The sequence below is a fragment of the Pseudolysinimonas sp. genome (assembly GCF_057350545.1).
The window spans coordinates 15,752-30,786 of sequence record NZ_JBMRCP010000081.1 but is presented as its reverse complement, the minus strand read 5'-3'; the positions used below and the strand labels follow the sequence as shown (position 1 = coordinate 30,786).

The following is a 15,035-nucleotide window of genomic DNA, read 5'->3' as shown; positions in this document are numbered from 1 at the left end:
ATACGGTTTCGCCCGAGCTGCTGTCAACCGACGCAGCGACGATCGCCGGGCGCTCGCCCGAGCCGACGACGGACGAGGAGTGTCCGACCCGATGAGGACGGAAGCGCTGGATACGACAGGGATCGACGGGCTCGGTCAACGCACGCGTGTTCGCGTCGCCCGCCGAGAGGAGCTCACGCCGCGAGTGGTGACGTTGGACCTCGAGCCGACCGGTGATGACCCGATCCGTGTCGGAACGGCGGGATCCCACATCACGCTGCATCTACCCTCGGGCCTCGCGCGCCAGTACTCCTTGTGCGGCACACCCGGAGACGGATATCGCATCGCGATCCTGCGCGAAGAAGCGGGCCGCGGCGGCTCTCGAGAGGCGCACCTCCTCGGCGAAGGCGACGAACTCGAGATCAGCGGCCCGCGCAACAGCTTTCCGCTCGCCGACGCCGAACTGCACCTTCTCGTGGCCGGCGGCATCGGCATCACCCCGCTCGCGGCGATGGCGCACGAGTTGCACCAACGGGGCGTCGCCTTCCGCGTCGTCGTCGCTCTCCGCGACGTGCACGACGCGCCGCTCGCCCGGCTGCTTCCGCCCGGCTGCGACGTCGAGGTCCACGTCTCGGGCGAGGGAGATCGGCTCGACCTCGGCGCCCTGTTCCGGTCCGTGGAGCCCCGCACCGCCGTCTACGTCTGCGGTCCGCGTCGGATGCTCGAGGAGGCGACGTCGTGGAACTTCGCCTTGCAGCGCTCGCAGTCGAGTCTTCACGTCGAGCACTTCGAGGCGTCCGAAGACACCCTCGCCGGGATCCACGCGGATGGCGATCGCCCGTTCCGCGTCACGTTCGCACGCTCCGGAGACGAGCTCACCGTCCAGGAGGGAAGCACCATCCTCGCCGCGGCCCGAACGCTCGGCAAACTCGTCGAGTCCTCGTGCGAGGAGGGGTACTGCGGCACCTGTGAGACGCGCGTCATCTCGGGGACGCCCGATCACCGCGACGACTTCCTCACGCCGGAGGAGAGGGAGAGCGGCGATACGATGATGATCTGCGTCAGTCGCTGCACCGACGGCGACCTCATCCTCGACCTCTAATCTCTCATCTCACATCAACCCTCTCGGTGGTCGAGTAGCGCCGGCGGCGCGTGTCGTCGGGCATTCGGTGGTCGAGTAGCGCCGAAGGCGCGTGTCGAGACCCCACCCCGGAGTAGAGTCCGACCACTCACCGTCGAGTCCCCTGAGGAGCCGCCATGACCGTTCCCGAGATCAACTACATCGCCGTCATCCTCGCGACCCTGTCGAGCATGATCGTCGGCAGCATCTGGTACACCCCGAAGGTGTTCGGCAACCTCTGGATGAAGGAGGCCGGCATCACGCCGTCGGGCAACGCGAAGGATGCCATCCGCCCCATCGTCGTCACGCTCATCGTGTCGTTCGTCACCGCGTGGGTGCTCGCGGGCGCCGTCTGGATCTCGTTCGACTTCTACGGCGGCTCGTTCCTCGTGAACGCCCTCGTCACCGCGGCGATCCTGTGGGCGGGGTTCACTGCCGCCCGGTTCATCACGCACGACCAGTTCGACCGGAGGACCGCGAAGCTCACCGTGCTCAACTGCGCGCACGAGCTCGTGACGGTGCTCATCATGGCGCTCATCATCGGAGTCTGGCCCCCGGCCTGACCCATCCCTCGTGGGTTGAGCTCGAGGGGGTCTGCCGCGATGAGGAGGAACTGGGTTACTTCGCGCTCCTTAGGTTCGTACCAGAGCCATCCGGGCTAATGCTCCGGCGCGGGGGTCCCCATGTCGTACCTAAGTGGCGGTCATGGATACCTTGAGGTCGAGATGCATCCACCGGCGAGCCCCGAGACGGTTGCCTCCCCGCCTGAAATGATTCCGGTATGTCAGGGAATGGAACCGCAGAATTCTCGGAGGAGCTAGAACTCCTAGATCGCACCATTCGTGAAGGCGACCGGCCAGTTGGGCTCCTGTTGGGCGCTGGCTGCTCGGCATCGCTGAGGGGCGCGACGGGCCGCCCTCTCATTCCAACGATTGCCGGCCTCACCGAAGAAGTCAGCAAGCGCCTAGACGACGAAACCGCGAGCGCGCTCGCGAAGCTCAAGTCGACGCTCGAAACGGATGGCCTCGAATCCGCAACGGTCGAGACGTGGCTTGGGCGCGTTCGGATGATGCGTGAAGTTGTCGGCGCATCTGAAGTTCGAGGTTTGTCCGGGGCCCAACTCGAAGCGCTCGAGAGCGCAATGACCAAGAGCATTGCAGAGATAGTCGCTCAAGACCTCCCGGAAAACGGCGAGGGGTACGACGCTCTGGGCAAGTGGGCTTCCATGTGGGACTCGGAGCGTGTCAGCCCGCTGCACATCTTCTCGCTGAACTACGACCTACTCGTGGAGCAAGCGTTCGAGCGATACTCAGTTCCATTCTTTGACGGCTTCGTCGGATCTAGGTATCCGTTTCTTGACCACCGGTCGGTGGAGAGCGAGGCGCTTCCGAACTATTGGGCTCGCGTCTGGAAAATGCACGGCTCGGTGAACTGGGAGATCGTCGACAAGCGCGTGACGCGTTCCACGAGGCCCGTGGTGAGCGGTGCCAGCCTTATCCATCCTTCACACTTGAAGTACGAGCAGAGTAGGCGTATGCCCTTCCTGCTGATGCAGGATCAACTCAAGCGTTTCCTCGCGATGCCGTCCGCGACCCTAGTAATCGCCGGCTATTCATTCGGCGACGAACATGTCAACGAGCGCGTGTTCGAGGGCCTTCGAGCAAACCCATCTGCAACGGCCTTCGCCCTCCAGTACCAAGAGATCTCGGCATACTCAAAGTCCGTCACCGAGGCGGCCCGGGTGAGCAACATCCGCTTCCTGGGGCCGGACGCACTCGCAATCGCAGGTGCCTCTCTGACGTGGGCCGCCACAGATCCCGATACGCGCAGCGGTATTAGTCCTAGCGCCATCGGGGACTTCGCTTCGCTAGGTAAGCTCTTTGAGCGTCAGGCCGATTCGTGAAGGTTAGTGACGCCAGCAGGATCGGCAAAGTAGTTGACGTGGATGGATCGGCCGTAAACGTCGAGATCGCTAACCACGTACCATCAGGGCTTATCTTCGTGGATGGCGAGCCGCACTCTGTCGGCCAGGTCGGTAGTTTCGTTCGCTTTCCAATCGGGTTCACCAACCTCGTCGGAGTGGTAACCAAGTCGGGCGCTGGCGCTACGCCTCAGCGCCAGGGCGATGCAGCTGACCACCCGAGCTGGTCGCGCTGGATGACCGTGCAGTTGGTCGGAGAGTCGACCCCAAATGCCCCGTTCGCACGAGGCGTCGCTCGGCTGCCTTCCGTCGGCGAGAGCGCGCACGTAGTGACGCGAGCAGACCTTCGGTCGCTATATGGAGATCAGGATGCCTCAGCTGGTTGGCTCAAGATTGGCAGGGTCGCTGCGGCCGAGGGGATCGACGCGCGCATCGACGCCAATCGGCTTGTCAATCGGCACGCCGCTGTCGTTGGATCAACCGGTTCAGGGAAGTCAACCACGGTCGCGCGAATCGTCGAGAGTCTTTCGAATCCCGCGATATTTCCGTCTTCCCGGGTAATACTCTTCGACCTTCACGGTGAGTACCTTCGGACATTTGACGCCAACGGCACTATCCGCGGCGTCACCGTGACCCAGACTTCGGCTTCTCTCTACGTTCCATATTGGGCCTTGTCGTTTGACGAACTTGTGCCTTTGACGTTCGGTTTCCTGGGCGATGCGCCTGGCAGGGCATTTGTCAGAGACGAGATCGTGCGCTTGAAGAGGGAGGCTCTCACCCTCTGCCCGATCCCTGGTGTCAGCGAAGCAGATGTCACCGTTGATACACCTGTGCCGTTCAGTCTTAGGAGGTTGTGGTTCGACCTGCACGTCTATCTGAATGCAACTCATACTGCCCAGTCCACAGCGCAAGGTCGTGACACGTGGGCTCTTGAGAAGGACGCACACGGCAACCCACTCGACGAAGGTAGCGCTGAGGACATTCGACCCCCGCGATTCCAAGCACAGAATCTGGCAGCCGGGTCCGACAAGGTCTATCTCAGTGGTGCGCCGCTCAACATTCGACGCAACATCGACGTACTCGCATCGCGGCTCCGCGACCGTCGATGGTCGTTCATCCTCGACCCGGGGCCATGGGCCCCAGACTCGGAGGGCAGAACATCGAAAGACCTCGATGAGCTCCTCGAGGATTGGCTAGACCCACGCCAGAGCCCTCTCGTCGTAGACCTATCGAGTGCTCCTCCGACCGTGATCCCCGACGTGATCGGCTCGATGACACGCCTGATCTACGACGCGCTCTACTGGTCGCGCAAGCTGTCGGAAGGCGGAAGGGAACGCCCAGTGCTTCTAGTTTTCGAAGAGGCTCACGTGTATCTCGGCGCCACCTCGCAATCGGGCGCGAAAGTATCGATTCAGCGGATAGTGCGGGAGGGACGCAAGTACGGAGTCGGCGCGATGATTGTGAGCCAGCGCCCCTCCGAGATTGACGAGACCGTACTGTCTCAGTGCGGGAGTCTTGTGGCGATGCGACTGACGAACCCCAGCGACCGGCAGATCGTGACTCGTTCCGCGGCAGACAGTCTCGATGGGATGTTCGCGCTACTGCCCATCCTTCGGACTGGTGAAGCCCTGATGGTCGGAGAGTTCGTCAACTTTCCAACTCGCGCCCGAATAGATCTTCCACACACCACACCCGACAGCCTCGACCCTCTGCTTATTGGTGACACCGAACGCCCCGGAGGGTGGGACCGGTCCCGAGAACCTGGCAACTACAGAGATGTGACGACTGCATGGCGGCGACAGATGATTGATTCCACACGAGTGAAGGTCGAAGGTGAGGACGCATGATCAGGCAACCCGTCGAGTCATCAAACCTAATGTCGGTCGGATACGACGCCGGGACGATGACCCTCGAACTCGAGTTCCGCAACGGCGGCGTCTATCAATACTTCGACGTCCCCGAGTCGGAGTACATCACACTGTTGGCTGCACCGAGTGCCGGGTCGTACTTCGCAAGAGTCATCCGGGGGGGATATCGCTACGCGAAGCTCTAAGGCGTCAGTCCCGCAGCCCTCCGCCCGTGGGACGGGGCTTCGAAGCCTAAAGCGTCTCTGCCCCAGCGCCTTTCGAACACCTGACGAGCGCGACGGTCGGTGCGTTCGAGCCGCAGTCGCACGGCGAAACCGCTCGCAAGCGCCGCCACACCGCACTTCCGAATCGCGCTTCCTCGCGCCGGGCGCCCATCAATGTCACGATAGGCCGAGAATGTCCGCACTTTTGAGCCGGAGCCATCCATGACGAGCATCGAGCGCCCCCTGCCCGAAGAGGTCTTCAGCGGGCTCGATCGCGAGGGGCCCGTTCCGCTGTACGCGCAGGTGGCCGAGCGGTTCGAGTCGCTCATCGCCGACGGCACGCTGCCTTCCGGCACGCGGCTCGAGAACGAGATCGCCATGGGTGAGCGTTTCGGTCTGTCGCGGCCCACGATGCGGCGGGCGATCCAGGTGCTCGTCGACAAGGGGCTGCTCGTGCGGCGGCGCGGGGTCGGCACGCAGATCGTGCACGGCTCGATCACACGCCGGGCGGAGCTCAGCAGCCTCTGGGACGACCTCGCCCAGGAGGGTCGCGCGCCCACCACCGAGGTGCTGCTCTACGAGACGCTGCCGCCCACCCCGGCGCTGGCCGAGAAGCTCGGCGTCGAGCTCGACAAGCCGGTGCTGCACCTGCGGCGTCTGCGGTCGGCCGATGACGCGCCGATCGCCATCATGGAGAACCACCTGCTCGAGGCGCCGACCATCCTGCGCGAAGAGCTCGAGCACCGCGGCCTGTACGAGATGATGCGCGAGCGCGGCACCACGATGCGGGTGGCCCGGCAGTTCGTGAGCGCGCGGGCGGCATCCAAAGACGAGGCGCGACTGCTCGACGTGCCGGTGGGCAGCCCGATCCTGACGCTCGAGCGCACCGCGTACGACCAGTCGGGGCGCGTCGTCGAGGTGGGGCGTACCCACTACCGGCCCGATCGCTACACGATCGAGTTCACGCTCGTCGAGAAGTAGCCAGCAGCTCGTCGACCTCGGCGAGCGTCGGCATCGCGGTCGAGCATCCCCGCCTCGACGCGACGAGGGCACCGGATGCGTTGGCGAACGCGAGCAGGCGCGGCAACTCCCAGCCGGCCAGCATCCCGTGACAGAGCGCAGCCCCGAACGCGTCGCCGGAACCCAGACCGTTGACCACCCGCACGCGGATCGGTGGCACGGTGATCCGCTCCGTCGGCGTCGCGGCGAGCACGCCGTCGCCGCCGAGCTTCACCACGGCGAGGCGGGCGCCGAGCTCGAGCAGACGGTCGGCGGCAGCATCCGCCTCGGTCGCCCCGGTGACGATGCGGCACTCGTCGAGGTTGCCGATCAGCACGGTCGCTCGGGATGCCGTCGCCCGCGCGGCGTCCCGCGCCTGCTGCTCCGACGCCCAGAACGCCGGGCGGTAGTCGAGGTCGAGCACGAGTTCCGACGCCGCTGCGCGCAGCTCGGCCGCGCGGGCGTGTGCGGAACGACCGGGGTCGGCGGCGAGGCCGCTCAGCGACATCCAGAGGATCTTGGCCGACCCGATCGCCGCCTCGTCGAGTTCCTCGGCGCGGAGGGCGACATCCACGGGCGGGTCGGGGCGGTAGATCGTCACCGGGAACCGATCGGGCGGCGAGATCTCGGCGATCGCGACCGGGGTCACCCCGCCGGGCACCGTGAGCACCTGCGCGACGTCGACGCCGAGCGCCGCGAGTTCCGCGCGCACGTAGCGGCCGAACGCGTCGTCGCCGACCCGCGAGACGACCCCCGACCGGCGACCGAGGCGGGCGGCCGCGATCGCGACGTTCGTGGGACTGCCGCCGACGGCCTTGTCGAACGAGGTCACCGCCTCGAGCGGCCCGTCGTGCGCGGGATACAGGTCGACGAGCGAGCGTCCGAGGGCGAGAACGTCGAGAGCGGAGGGCGCGGTCACCCGGCAGCCGCATCGAGCCGGGGGTCGAGCACGATCTTCATCCCCTCGCCCGAGCGCAGCTTGCCGATCACCGACTCCCAGTTGCGCAGCGGCTCACGACCCGTCACGAGCGGGGCGAGGTCGACGAGCCCCTGGTCGAGCAGGCGCATCGCCCGTCGCCACGACTCGGCCGTCGCCGCGAAGCCCGACGTCATCGTGAGCTCCTTGTAGAGCAGCAGATCGAGCGGCACCGTGACGTCGCCGCCCGAGATGCCGACCGCGACGTAGCGCCCGCCCTTGCGCACGGCCTCGAGCGCCGTGCGGGCTCCCCCGCCGCTGCCCGAGCACTCGACCACGACGTCGAACCCCGGTGCGGGCCGGGTCTGCGACGTCTCGAACCCGAGCTCGGCGGCGAGCGCGAGGCGCGGGGCGTCGGCGGGAAGCCCGGCGACGAGCACGCGCGCACCCATCGACCGCGCCACCTGGGCGCAGAGCAGACCCATCGGACCCGGGCCGGTGACGAGCACGCGATCCCCCGCGTTGATGACGGGCGGATCGAGCAGCAGGTGCGCGACGCACGCGAGCGGCTCCGAGAGCGCGGCCTGGTCGAGCGGCACGTGATCCGGCACGCGGTGCAGCAGCCGCACCGGCACCTTCACCCGCTCGGCGAACCCGCCATCCACGAACGAACCCATCGACGTTTTGTTGTCGCAGAGGTTGCGCCGCCCGCTGCGGCACAGGTCGCAGTCGCACACCTGGTGGTGGGTCTCGCACGCGACGCGAGCCCCCATCCACTCGGGGTCGACCGACTCCCCCAGCTCGACGACGACGCCCGCGACCTCGTGCCCCATGACGACCGGCGGGCGCGACGGGTAGCCGTCTTCGAGCAGGTGGAGGTCAGTGCCGCAGACGCCGGCGGCGTGCACCTCGACGATCACGTCGGTAGGGCCGGCGGTCGGAAGCGGCACCGTGCCGACCGCGACCCCGCCTTCGCCGAGCCGGCTCTTGACCACGGCGATCATCTGCTCGCTCATGCGAAACGCACCTTTCCGTCGCGCCCGACCCCGGTGACCGCGGCACCGGTGTTCTCGAAGAGGGCGATCGTGTACCAGGCCGAGAGGGTCTCGCCGGGCGTCAGGCGGTGGGCCATGTTGCGGCGACGTGCGCCCGCGAGCCCGTCGTAGGGCCACGCGGTCTGACTCTCGATCGCAATGCAGCGCGCGCGGCCGTAGAACGGGAAGCCGGGATCGTCGCGCTGGATCCAGAGCCAGGAGTAGGGGAAGGCCGCGAGGTCCCAGGCGAGTCCGACGCTCACGCCGCCCGCGGGCTGCCGCAGCGCCGCCCATCCTTCGGTCAGCGCGTCGACGTAGGCGAAGCGGTGCACGGGCTCGTCGGGGATCACCGACAGGTCGATCTCGCCGCCCGCCGCGAGGGGAACGATCGGCCACTCGGCCGGCTCGAGGGCGACGCCGACCGCGCGCTCGATGTCGGGGCGGATGCGCGCTCCCGCCGGGTAGTCGATGCGCGCTCCCGCCGTGGCCGGGAACGCCGGGTGGTGGCCCCACACGAAGTCGACGGGGACTTCGCCGACGTTGGTGACGACCTCGTCGAGCCGCAGCACCGCGTGCTCGGGGTCGAGCGACATCGTGCGTCGCAGCTCGAGCGGCGAGCGCACCGGCACGTGGAGCACGCACCGGTCGGCGCTGCGTTCCAGCACGGTCCATCGGGATGTCGTCGCCTCGCCGTGGAACGGATGCGGCACGCCGTCGACCACCGAGGTCTGCCCGGCGTTGGGGAAGGTCTCCTGCCAGCCGCCGCGGAAGCCGGCGTGGAAGTCGAGGTCGTCGTTGCCGTAGGAGAGCCCGCGGGAGGGAAGGATCGGCGTCTCCCAGTCGTAGTGGGCGATGGCGTTGCGGCCGCTCGCGTCACGCACCGCCGTGATCACCGCGCCGTGTTCCTCGTCGACGTCGACTTCGATCGCGGGAGCGGTCAGGGTGATCACAGGTCCTCCTCGACGTGTCATCCGAATCGGGGTCATGCGAAACGGGGTCATCCGAAACGTTGGTCAGCATAATGTATTTACAACTGGCCGAATGTACTGACAATATCGAACCATGACCGAAGACGGCCAGGTGTCGATCGAACAGCTCGCGCGCAGCATCCGCCGCCGAGCGGTCGAGATGATCCGGCCGCAGGGCTTCGGCTATCTCGGCCAGGCGCTGTCGAGCGCAGAGACGATCGCCACCCTCTACGCCCGCTACCTCCGCCCCGACGTCGACCGGTTCGTCTGCTCCCCCGGCCACTACGTCATCGCGGCCTACGCGGCGGCGGCCGAGCTCGGACTGCTGACCGACGACGACCTCGCGACCTACGGGCAAGACGGCTCCTCGCTCGAGGCGATCGGCACCGAGCGCACGCCGCTCGTGGCGCTCACCTGCGGCTCCCTCGGCCAGGGGCTGAGCGGAGCGGCCGGATTCGCACTCGCCGACGCGCTCCGCGGCGACACCGAGCGTCGCGTCTACGTGCTCGTGAGCGACGGCGAACTCGAAGAGGGACAGGTGTGGGAGGCGGCGATGTTCGCCGCGCACCGCCGCCTCGACCGCATCACGGTGCTGCTGGATGCCAACAACTCGCAGGTCGACGGACCCGTCGACACGATCACGACGCTCGAGCCGATCGCCGACAAGTGGACGGCGTTCGGCTGGCACGCCCAAGACGTCGACGGCCACGACCCGGATGCCCTCGTCGCGGCGTTCGACCGCGCCCTCGAGAGCGCGCTGCCCTCCGTCATCATCGCGAGGACATCGACCGCGCACGGTCTCGCGGCGCTCCCGTCCGACGCCGACGGCCACTTCATCAAACTCCCGCCCGAGCTCGCCGCGGCGGCACTGAAGGAACTCGACCATGCGTAACCCGCCCTATCCGGTCGAGCTGAAGCCCTACGGGCGGGCACTCGTCGCCCTCGCCGAACAGCGCGACGACGTGCTGTGCCTGTCGGGAGACCTGTCGCGCCAGACCGAGATCGACCTCTTCCAGGAGCGGTTCCCCGACCGGTTCATCCACGCCGCGATGGCGGAGGCGAACATGATCGGCCTCGCCGGGGCGCTCGCCCGGTCGGGTTACCAGCCGTTCGTGCACACGTTCGGGGTCTTCGCCACCCGGCGCCCGTACGACCAGCTCGTGAACGCCGTCGCCTACCCCAACCTCCCGGTGCGCATCATCGGCTTCATGCCGGGGGTCTCGAGCCCCGGCGGGCCGAGCCATCAGGCGATCGAGGATGTCGCGATCACCCGGGTGCTGCCCAACTTCACCGTGATCGACGTGGCGGACGCCGTCGAGACCGCGCAGGTCGTGCCGCTGCTGGCGACGATCGACGGTCCCGTGTACCTGCGCCTCAAGCGCGGCGAGATCCCGGTCATCTTCGGCGACGACCACCAGCTGTCGCTCACGACGGCGCAGGTGCTCACCGAGGGCGACGACGTCACGCTCGTCACCAACGGCATGATGCTCGCGGCCGGTCTCGAGGCCGAGCGCACCCTGCGGTCGGCCGGCATCTCAGTGCAGGTCGTGAACGTTCCGGTGATCAAGCCGCTCGACACCGCGACCATCCTCGGCGCGATCGCCCGGGCACCCTTCGTGGTGACGGCCGAGAACCACCTCGTCACGGGCGGTCTCGGCTCCGCCGTCGCGGAGGCGATTGCGGAGGCCGGACTGGCACGCCCGCTGCGGCGCGTCGGTCTCGCCGACACCTTCGCCGAGGGATCGCGCACGGCGCCCTACCTCTTCGAGAAGTACGGCCTGTCGACGCAGTCGCTCGTCGAGGCCATCTGGCGGCACCTCGGCCGGGACGGAGCCGCGCCCGTCGCGGAGCGCGTTCCCGCCGTCGAGGGCGAGTACCAGCCCGTCTGAGCCACGGGATGACAAGGAGGCGGAAGTGTTCGATCTGAGCGGCAAGGTGGCCGTCGTGACCGGAGCGTCGAGCGGGATCGGTCAGGCGCTCGCGCGCGGGCTGGCGGAGGCCGGGGCCGACATCGCGACGCTGTATCTCACCGAGGACGACATCGCGAGCACCCGGTCGTCGGTCGAGGGCGCCGGTCGGCGGTTCCTCGCCCGGCAGGGCGACGTGTCGGTGCGCGCCTCGGTGGAGGAGTTCGGCGCGGCCGTCGAAGACGAACTCGGCCCGATCGACATCTGGGTCAACAACGCCGGCCGCCTCATGGTGAAACCCTTCCTCGAGACCGGCGACGACCACTGGCGAGCCCAGCTGGGGTCCAACCTCGACGGCTACTTCTACGGCGCGCAGGTCGCGGCGCGCTCGATGCGTCGACGGGATGCCGCGGGCCGCATCATCAACGTGTCGTCGGTCTCGCTCGTGCAGCCCTTCACGAACGGCTCGGCGTACGTCACGAGCAAGGGCGGCGTGTACGGACTGACGCGTGCGCTCGCGGTCGAGCTCGGCCCCCACGGCATCACGGTCAACGCGATCGCGCCGGGCGCCGTGCACTCGCGGCTCAACTCCGACGTCTACACGCCCGACGTCGTCGGCCAGTACGAGGCGCGCATCCCGGTGGGACGCATCGGCGTGCCCGACGATCTGGCCGCGGCAGTCGTCTTCCTCGCCTCCGACGAGGCCTCGTACGTCACCGGCGTGCAGCTTCCCGTCGACGGCGGCCTGATCGTCGGCGGTGACGTCGGCATGAACGACAAGGGCTGACCGCGATGACGATCCAGCGCACGGCCACCGTCGCCGCCGAGGGCTTCACGCTGCTCGAGGGCCCGCGGTGGCACGACGGGATGCTGTGGGCCAGCGACTTCTACACGCACCGGGTGCTGCGCTTCGACGTCTCGCGCCCCGGGCCGCTCACGGCCGAGACGGTGTGCATCGTCGAGGGCAGGCCGTCGGGCCTCGGCTTCATGCCCGACGGCGAGCTGCGCATCTCGTCGATGCTCGACCGGCGGCTGCTCGCCTGGGACGGCACCCGCACGGAGGTCGTCGCCGACTTCGCCGACCTCGTGTCGGGCCCCTCGAACGACCTCGCGATCGACTCGGCCGGCATCGCGATCATCGGCGACTTCGGGATGAATCCCGCAAACGATCGGGAGGCCCTGCCGACCTCGCTGCTGCGCGTCATGCCGGACGGCGCGGTCTCGGTCGCCGCCGACGACGTCGTGTTCCCCAACGGGATGGCCATCGACGAGCCCGCGGGCGTGCTCTACGCGGTCGAGAGCTTCCGCAGCCGCATCACCGCCTGGGACTACGACGCCGGCACGCTCAGCAATCGTCGCGTGTGGGTCGCCTTCGACGACGACCCGGGCTCCTACGACATCCCGGAGCTCACCGAGTCGCTCGCGCTGCTGCCCGACGGGATCGCCCGCGACGCCGAGGGCATGATCTGGGTCGCTGACGCGAAGGGCCACGGCGCGAGCCGGGTCGCGGCCGACGGCACCGTCGTCGAGTTCGTCGAGACCGGGCTGAGCGTCTACGCCGTCGCCCTCGGCGGCGACGACCGGCGCGATCTGTTCCTGTGCTGCGCACCGCCGGCCGAGAGCTGGAACCGGCTCGGGTCGCCGCGCTCGGTGCTCATGCGCTGCCGGGTCGACGTGCCCGGCGCCTGACCACCGCATCCACCCCTCGAGTCGAGAAGAGAGAACCATGTCGCTCACCCACAAGCTGCTGCCGAGCCACGGAAGCCTCACGCCCACCGTTCCCAAGCCGGACGAGAAGCAGGAGGCGGTCGTGCTGACCGTGCAGGACGGCCTGCCGATCTACTACAGCGACGACACGTCGCCGGTCTCGGCCGTGCGCGTCGTGCACCCGACCAACCCCAAGGCCCCGTCGGTGAACCACAGCATCGTCATGCTCTACGTGCCGCCGCACGCCGAGATGGAGCTGCACTCGCACGAGACCGAAGAGACGTACGTGATCATCTCGGGCACTGGCCTGATGCTGCGCAACGGCGGCGATCGCGAGGTCGGTCCGGGCTCGTTCATCTACATGCCCGCGTGGTGCGACCACGGCATCCGTAACACGGGCACCGAGATGCTCACGGTGCTGCTGGCGACGTCGCCGCCGAACCCGTGACCCTCTCCGAGATTAAATGTCCTGACAAATCTTGACAGCGGTCCGCGGCTCTTCGTAGGCTGCCCGAAACGTCGTATTTGTACTGACATTCAACCCCACCTTCGCTCGGGAAAGGGGAGTCATCGTGGACTCCAGCCAGCAGGTCATGAGGGGCGCGCCCTCCCGAGCCCGGCTGCTCGAGATCTCGCTCCGCCTGCTCGGCGCGGGGCCGATCGTGATCCTGGTCGTGCTGTGCGTGGCGATCGGCCTCGCCCGTCCCGTGTTCTTCTCGGTGGTCAACCTCCAGAACGTGCTGCTGCAGAGCTCGGCGGTGGCCGTGCTCGCGATCGGCTCGCTCGTCGTGATCGTGACCGGCGGCATCGACCTCTCCATCGGCTCGACCATGGCCCTCGCCACCGTCATCGGCTGGCTCGTCTTCTCGCCGCTCGGAGCCGCCAGCGGGGTGCTCGTCGTGCTGGCGATGATCGGCACCGGGCTGCTCGTCGGCCTGGTCAACGGACTCGCCTACGTGCTCGGCAAGATCCCCCATCCGTTCATCGTCACGCTCGCGATGCTCTCCATCGCGCAGAGCATCGGCACCGTCATCACGCGCGGTCAGCCGCTGCCCGGGATGCCCGACCTCGTCAACTTCCTCGGACGCGGCTTCCTCGGCATCATCCCGGTGCCCGCGGTGCTCGTCGCCGTCGTGGCGATCGTCGCGAGCATCTTCCTCAAGCGCACCCAGTGGGGCCGCTGGATCTTCGCCGTCGGAGGCGACACCGAGGCCGCCAAGCGCATGAGCATCCCCGTGCCGGGCGTGCTCGTGTCGGCCTACGTGATCTGCGGCGGCATGGCCGGTCTCGCCGGAGTGCTGCTGGCCGGCAACATCGGAGGGGCCAGCGCGACGGTCGGGCAGGCCGCAGGCGGGCTGCTGGATGCCATCGCCGCCGTCATCATCGGCGGCGCGAGCATCCTGGGCGGACGCGGCACCGTGGCCAACTGCCTCATCGGAGCGTTGCTCATCGGCGTGATCCGCAACGGCCTCGCGCTCATGGGCTTCTCGCCGTTCCTCCAGGGCCTGCTGGTGGGCGCGACCATCCTGCTCGCCGTCCAACTGGATGTCGTGCGCACCGGCGTCGAGCGACGCATCCGCACCATCCAGGCGAATGCGGGGACCCTGTGAGCGGCGCACGCACCGACGCCTCGCCGGTGCTCGAGGTCGAGGGCCTGTTCAAGAGCTTCGGAGCCGTGCGCGCCCTCGGCGGCATCAGCTTCACCCTCGGGCGCGGAGAGGTGCTCGCCGTGCTCGGCGACAACGGTGCCGGAAAGTCCACCCTCGTGAAGTGCATCGCCGGCACCCACGTGCCCGACGCGGGCCGGATCGTGGTCGACGGCGCCGACGTGCACTTCCGCACCCCGCGAGACGCGCGCGACCACGGGATCGAGATGGTCTACCAAGACCTCGCACTCTTCGGCAATCTGTCGGCCGCGCAGAACTTCTACGCGGGTCGGGAGCTCGTCTGGCCGCGCTGGGCGGGCCGACTGGGGATCCTGCGCGAGCGCACGATGCTCGCCGAGACCCGCGCCACCCTCGACCGGCTCGGCGTCGGCATCCCCGACATCAAGGCCGACCTCGCGCAGATGTCGGGCGGTCAGCGCCAGGCGATCGCCGTCGCCCGCGCCGTGGCCTTCGTCTCGAAGATCGTCATCCTCGACGAGCCCACCGCGGCCCTCGGCCTGCGCGAGGGCGCGCGCGTGCACGACCTCGTGCGGCTGCTCGTCGACAACGGCGTCTCGGTGATCCTCATCTCGCACAACATGCAGGAGGTCAGCGACCTCGCCGACCGGGCCATCGTCATCCGCCGCGGCCAGGTCGTCGGCGAAGAGGTGCCGACCCCGCAGAACCACGCCCGGCTCGTGTCGCTCATCGTCGGCGCGACGCCCACCGAACCGCCATCACCCTGATCCACCCACCCACGCAAGGAG

The 15,035-nt window shown here is 68.0% G+C and carries 16 protein-coding genes; 13 read left to right on the top strand and 3 right to left on the bottom strand.

Annotated elements, in window-relative coordinates:
* Positions 1-91: 91 nt before the first annotated feature.
* The 6 genes from ACO1X9_RS11770 to ACO1X9_RS11745 all read left to right on the top strand — a co-directional run bounded on the left by ACO1X9_RS11770 (position 92) and on the right by ACO1X9_RS11745 (position 6,072).
* A complete protein-coding gene (locus ACO1X9_RS11770) occupies positions 92-1,081 on the top strand; it encodes a PDR/VanB family oxidoreductase (RefSeq protein WP_486351028.1) in 990 nt (329 codons plus the stop codon).
* Positions 1,082-1,236: 155 nt separating this feature from the next.
* Positions 1,237-1,662, top strand: a complete 426-nt coding sequence (locus ACO1X9_RS11765; protein ID WP_486351027.1) for a DUF1761 domain-containing protein — start codon at positions 1,237-1,239, stop codon at positions 1,660-1,662.
* Positions 1,663-1,880: 218 nt separating this feature from the next.
* Positions 1,881-3,002 carry an SIR2 family protein gene (locus ACO1X9_RS11760; protein WP_486351026.1) on the top strand — a complete coding sequence of 374 codons (1,122 nt, stop codon included), beginning with the start codon at positions 1,881-1,883 and terminating at the stop codon, positions 3,000-3,002.
* Between the two features lie 38 nt (positions 3,003-3,040).
* Entirely contained in the window at positions 3,041-4,867 is a 1,827-nt protein-coding gene (locus tag ACO1X9_RS11755) for an ATP-binding protein (RefSeq protein WP_486351025.1), read from the top strand.
* Positions 4,864-5,073, top strand: coding sequence for a KTSC domain-containing protein (locus ACO1X9_RS11750; protein ID WP_486351024.1), 210 nt, complete (start codon positions 4,864-4,866; stop codon positions 5,071-5,073). The genes ACO1X9_RS11755 and ACO1X9_RS11750 overlap by 4 nt, the downstream gene beginning before the upstream one ends.
* Before the next feature lie 240 nt (positions 5,074-5,313).
* Positions 5,314-6,072 (top strand): GntR family transcriptional regulator, encoded by a 759-nt coding sequence (locus ACO1X9_RS11745; RefSeq protein WP_486351023.1) that lies wholly within the window; start codon positions 5,314-5,316, stop codon positions 6,070-6,072.
* On the opposite strand, the gene iolC is transcribed toward ACO1X9_RS11745, so the two are convergent.
* From iolC to ACO1X9_RS11730, 3 genes are read right to left on the bottom strand one after another with little or no spacing between them, the layout of a single operon-like run.
* Complete coding sequence (gene iolC / locus ACO1X9_RS11740) at positions 6,053-7,009, bottom strand: 5-dehydro-2-deoxygluconokinase (protein WP_486351022.1); 957 nt, start codon at positions 7,007-7,009, stop codon at positions 6,053-6,055. The genes ACO1X9_RS11745 and iolC overlap by 20 nt on opposite strands.
* Positions 7,006-8,022, bottom strand: a complete 1,017-nt coding sequence (locus ACO1X9_RS11735) for a zinc-dependent alcohol dehydrogenase (RefSeq protein ID WP_486351021.1) — start codon at positions 8,020-8,022, stop codon at positions 7,006-7,008. Before ACO1X9_RS11735 ends, iolC begins: the two co-directional genes overlap by 4 nt.
* The gene (locus ACO1X9_RS11730; protein WP_486351020.1) at positions 8,019-8,990 is read right to left on the bottom strand and encodes a DUF4432 family protein; all 972 of its coding nucleotides are present in this window, start codon (positions 8,988-8,990) and stop codon (positions 8,019-8,021) included. The genes ACO1X9_RS11735 and ACO1X9_RS11730 overlap by 4 nt, the downstream gene beginning before the upstream one ends.
* A gap of 112 nt (positions 8,991-9,102) precedes the next feature.
* Here ACO1X9_RS11730 and ACO1X9_RS11725 point away from each other — a divergent pair, with 112 nt between their 5' ends.
* The 7 genes from ACO1X9_RS11725 (at position 9,103) to ACO1X9_RS11695 (ending at position 15,014) form a co-directional block, all read left to right on the top strand.
* Positions 9,103-9,900 (top strand): transketolase, encoded by a 798-nt coding sequence (locus ACO1X9_RS11725; RefSeq protein ID WP_486351019.1) that lies wholly within the window; start codon positions 9,103-9,105, stop codon positions 9,898-9,900.
* Positions 9,893-10,897 (top strand): transketolase family protein, encoded by a 1,005-nt coding sequence (locus ACO1X9_RS11720; RefSeq protein ID WP_486351018.1) that lies wholly within the window; start codon positions 9,893-9,895, stop codon positions 10,895-10,897. The genes ACO1X9_RS11725 and ACO1X9_RS11720 overlap by 8 nt, the downstream gene beginning before the upstream one ends.
* 25 nt (positions 10,898-10,922) lie before the next feature.
* Positions 10,923-11,702, top strand: coding sequence for an SDR family NAD(P)-dependent oxidoreductase (locus ACO1X9_RS11715; RefSeq protein WP_486351017.1), 780 nt, complete (start codon positions 10,923-10,925; stop codon positions 11,700-11,702).
* Positions 11,703-11,707: 5 nt separating this feature from the next.
* Entirely contained in the window at positions 11,708-12,604 is an 897-nt protein-coding gene (locus tag ACO1X9_RS11710; RefSeq protein WP_486351016.1) for an SMP-30/gluconolactonase/LRE family protein, read from the top strand.
* A 37-nt stretch (positions 12,605-12,641) separates the two neighbouring features.
* Positions 12,642-13,070: a dimethylsulfonioproprionate lyase family protein gene (locus ACO1X9_RS11705; protein WP_486351015.1), complete on the top strand. Its 429-nt coding sequence runs from the start codon at positions 12,642-12,644 to the stop codon at positions 13,068-13,070.
* 124 nt (positions 13,071-13,194) lie between these two features.
* On the top strand, positions 13,195-14,232 hold the full coding sequence (locus ACO1X9_RS11700; RefSeq protein ID WP_486351014.1) for an ABC transporter permease: 1,038 nt from the start codon (positions 13,195-13,197) through the stop codon (positions 14,230-14,232).
* Entirely contained in the window at positions 14,229-15,014 is a 786-nt protein-coding gene (locus ACO1X9_RS11695; protein ID WP_486351013.1) for an ATP-binding cassette domain-containing protein, read from the top strand. Before ACO1X9_RS11700 ends, ACO1X9_RS11695 begins: the two co-directional genes overlap by 4 nt.
* Positions 15,015-15,035: the final 21 nt, after the last annotated feature.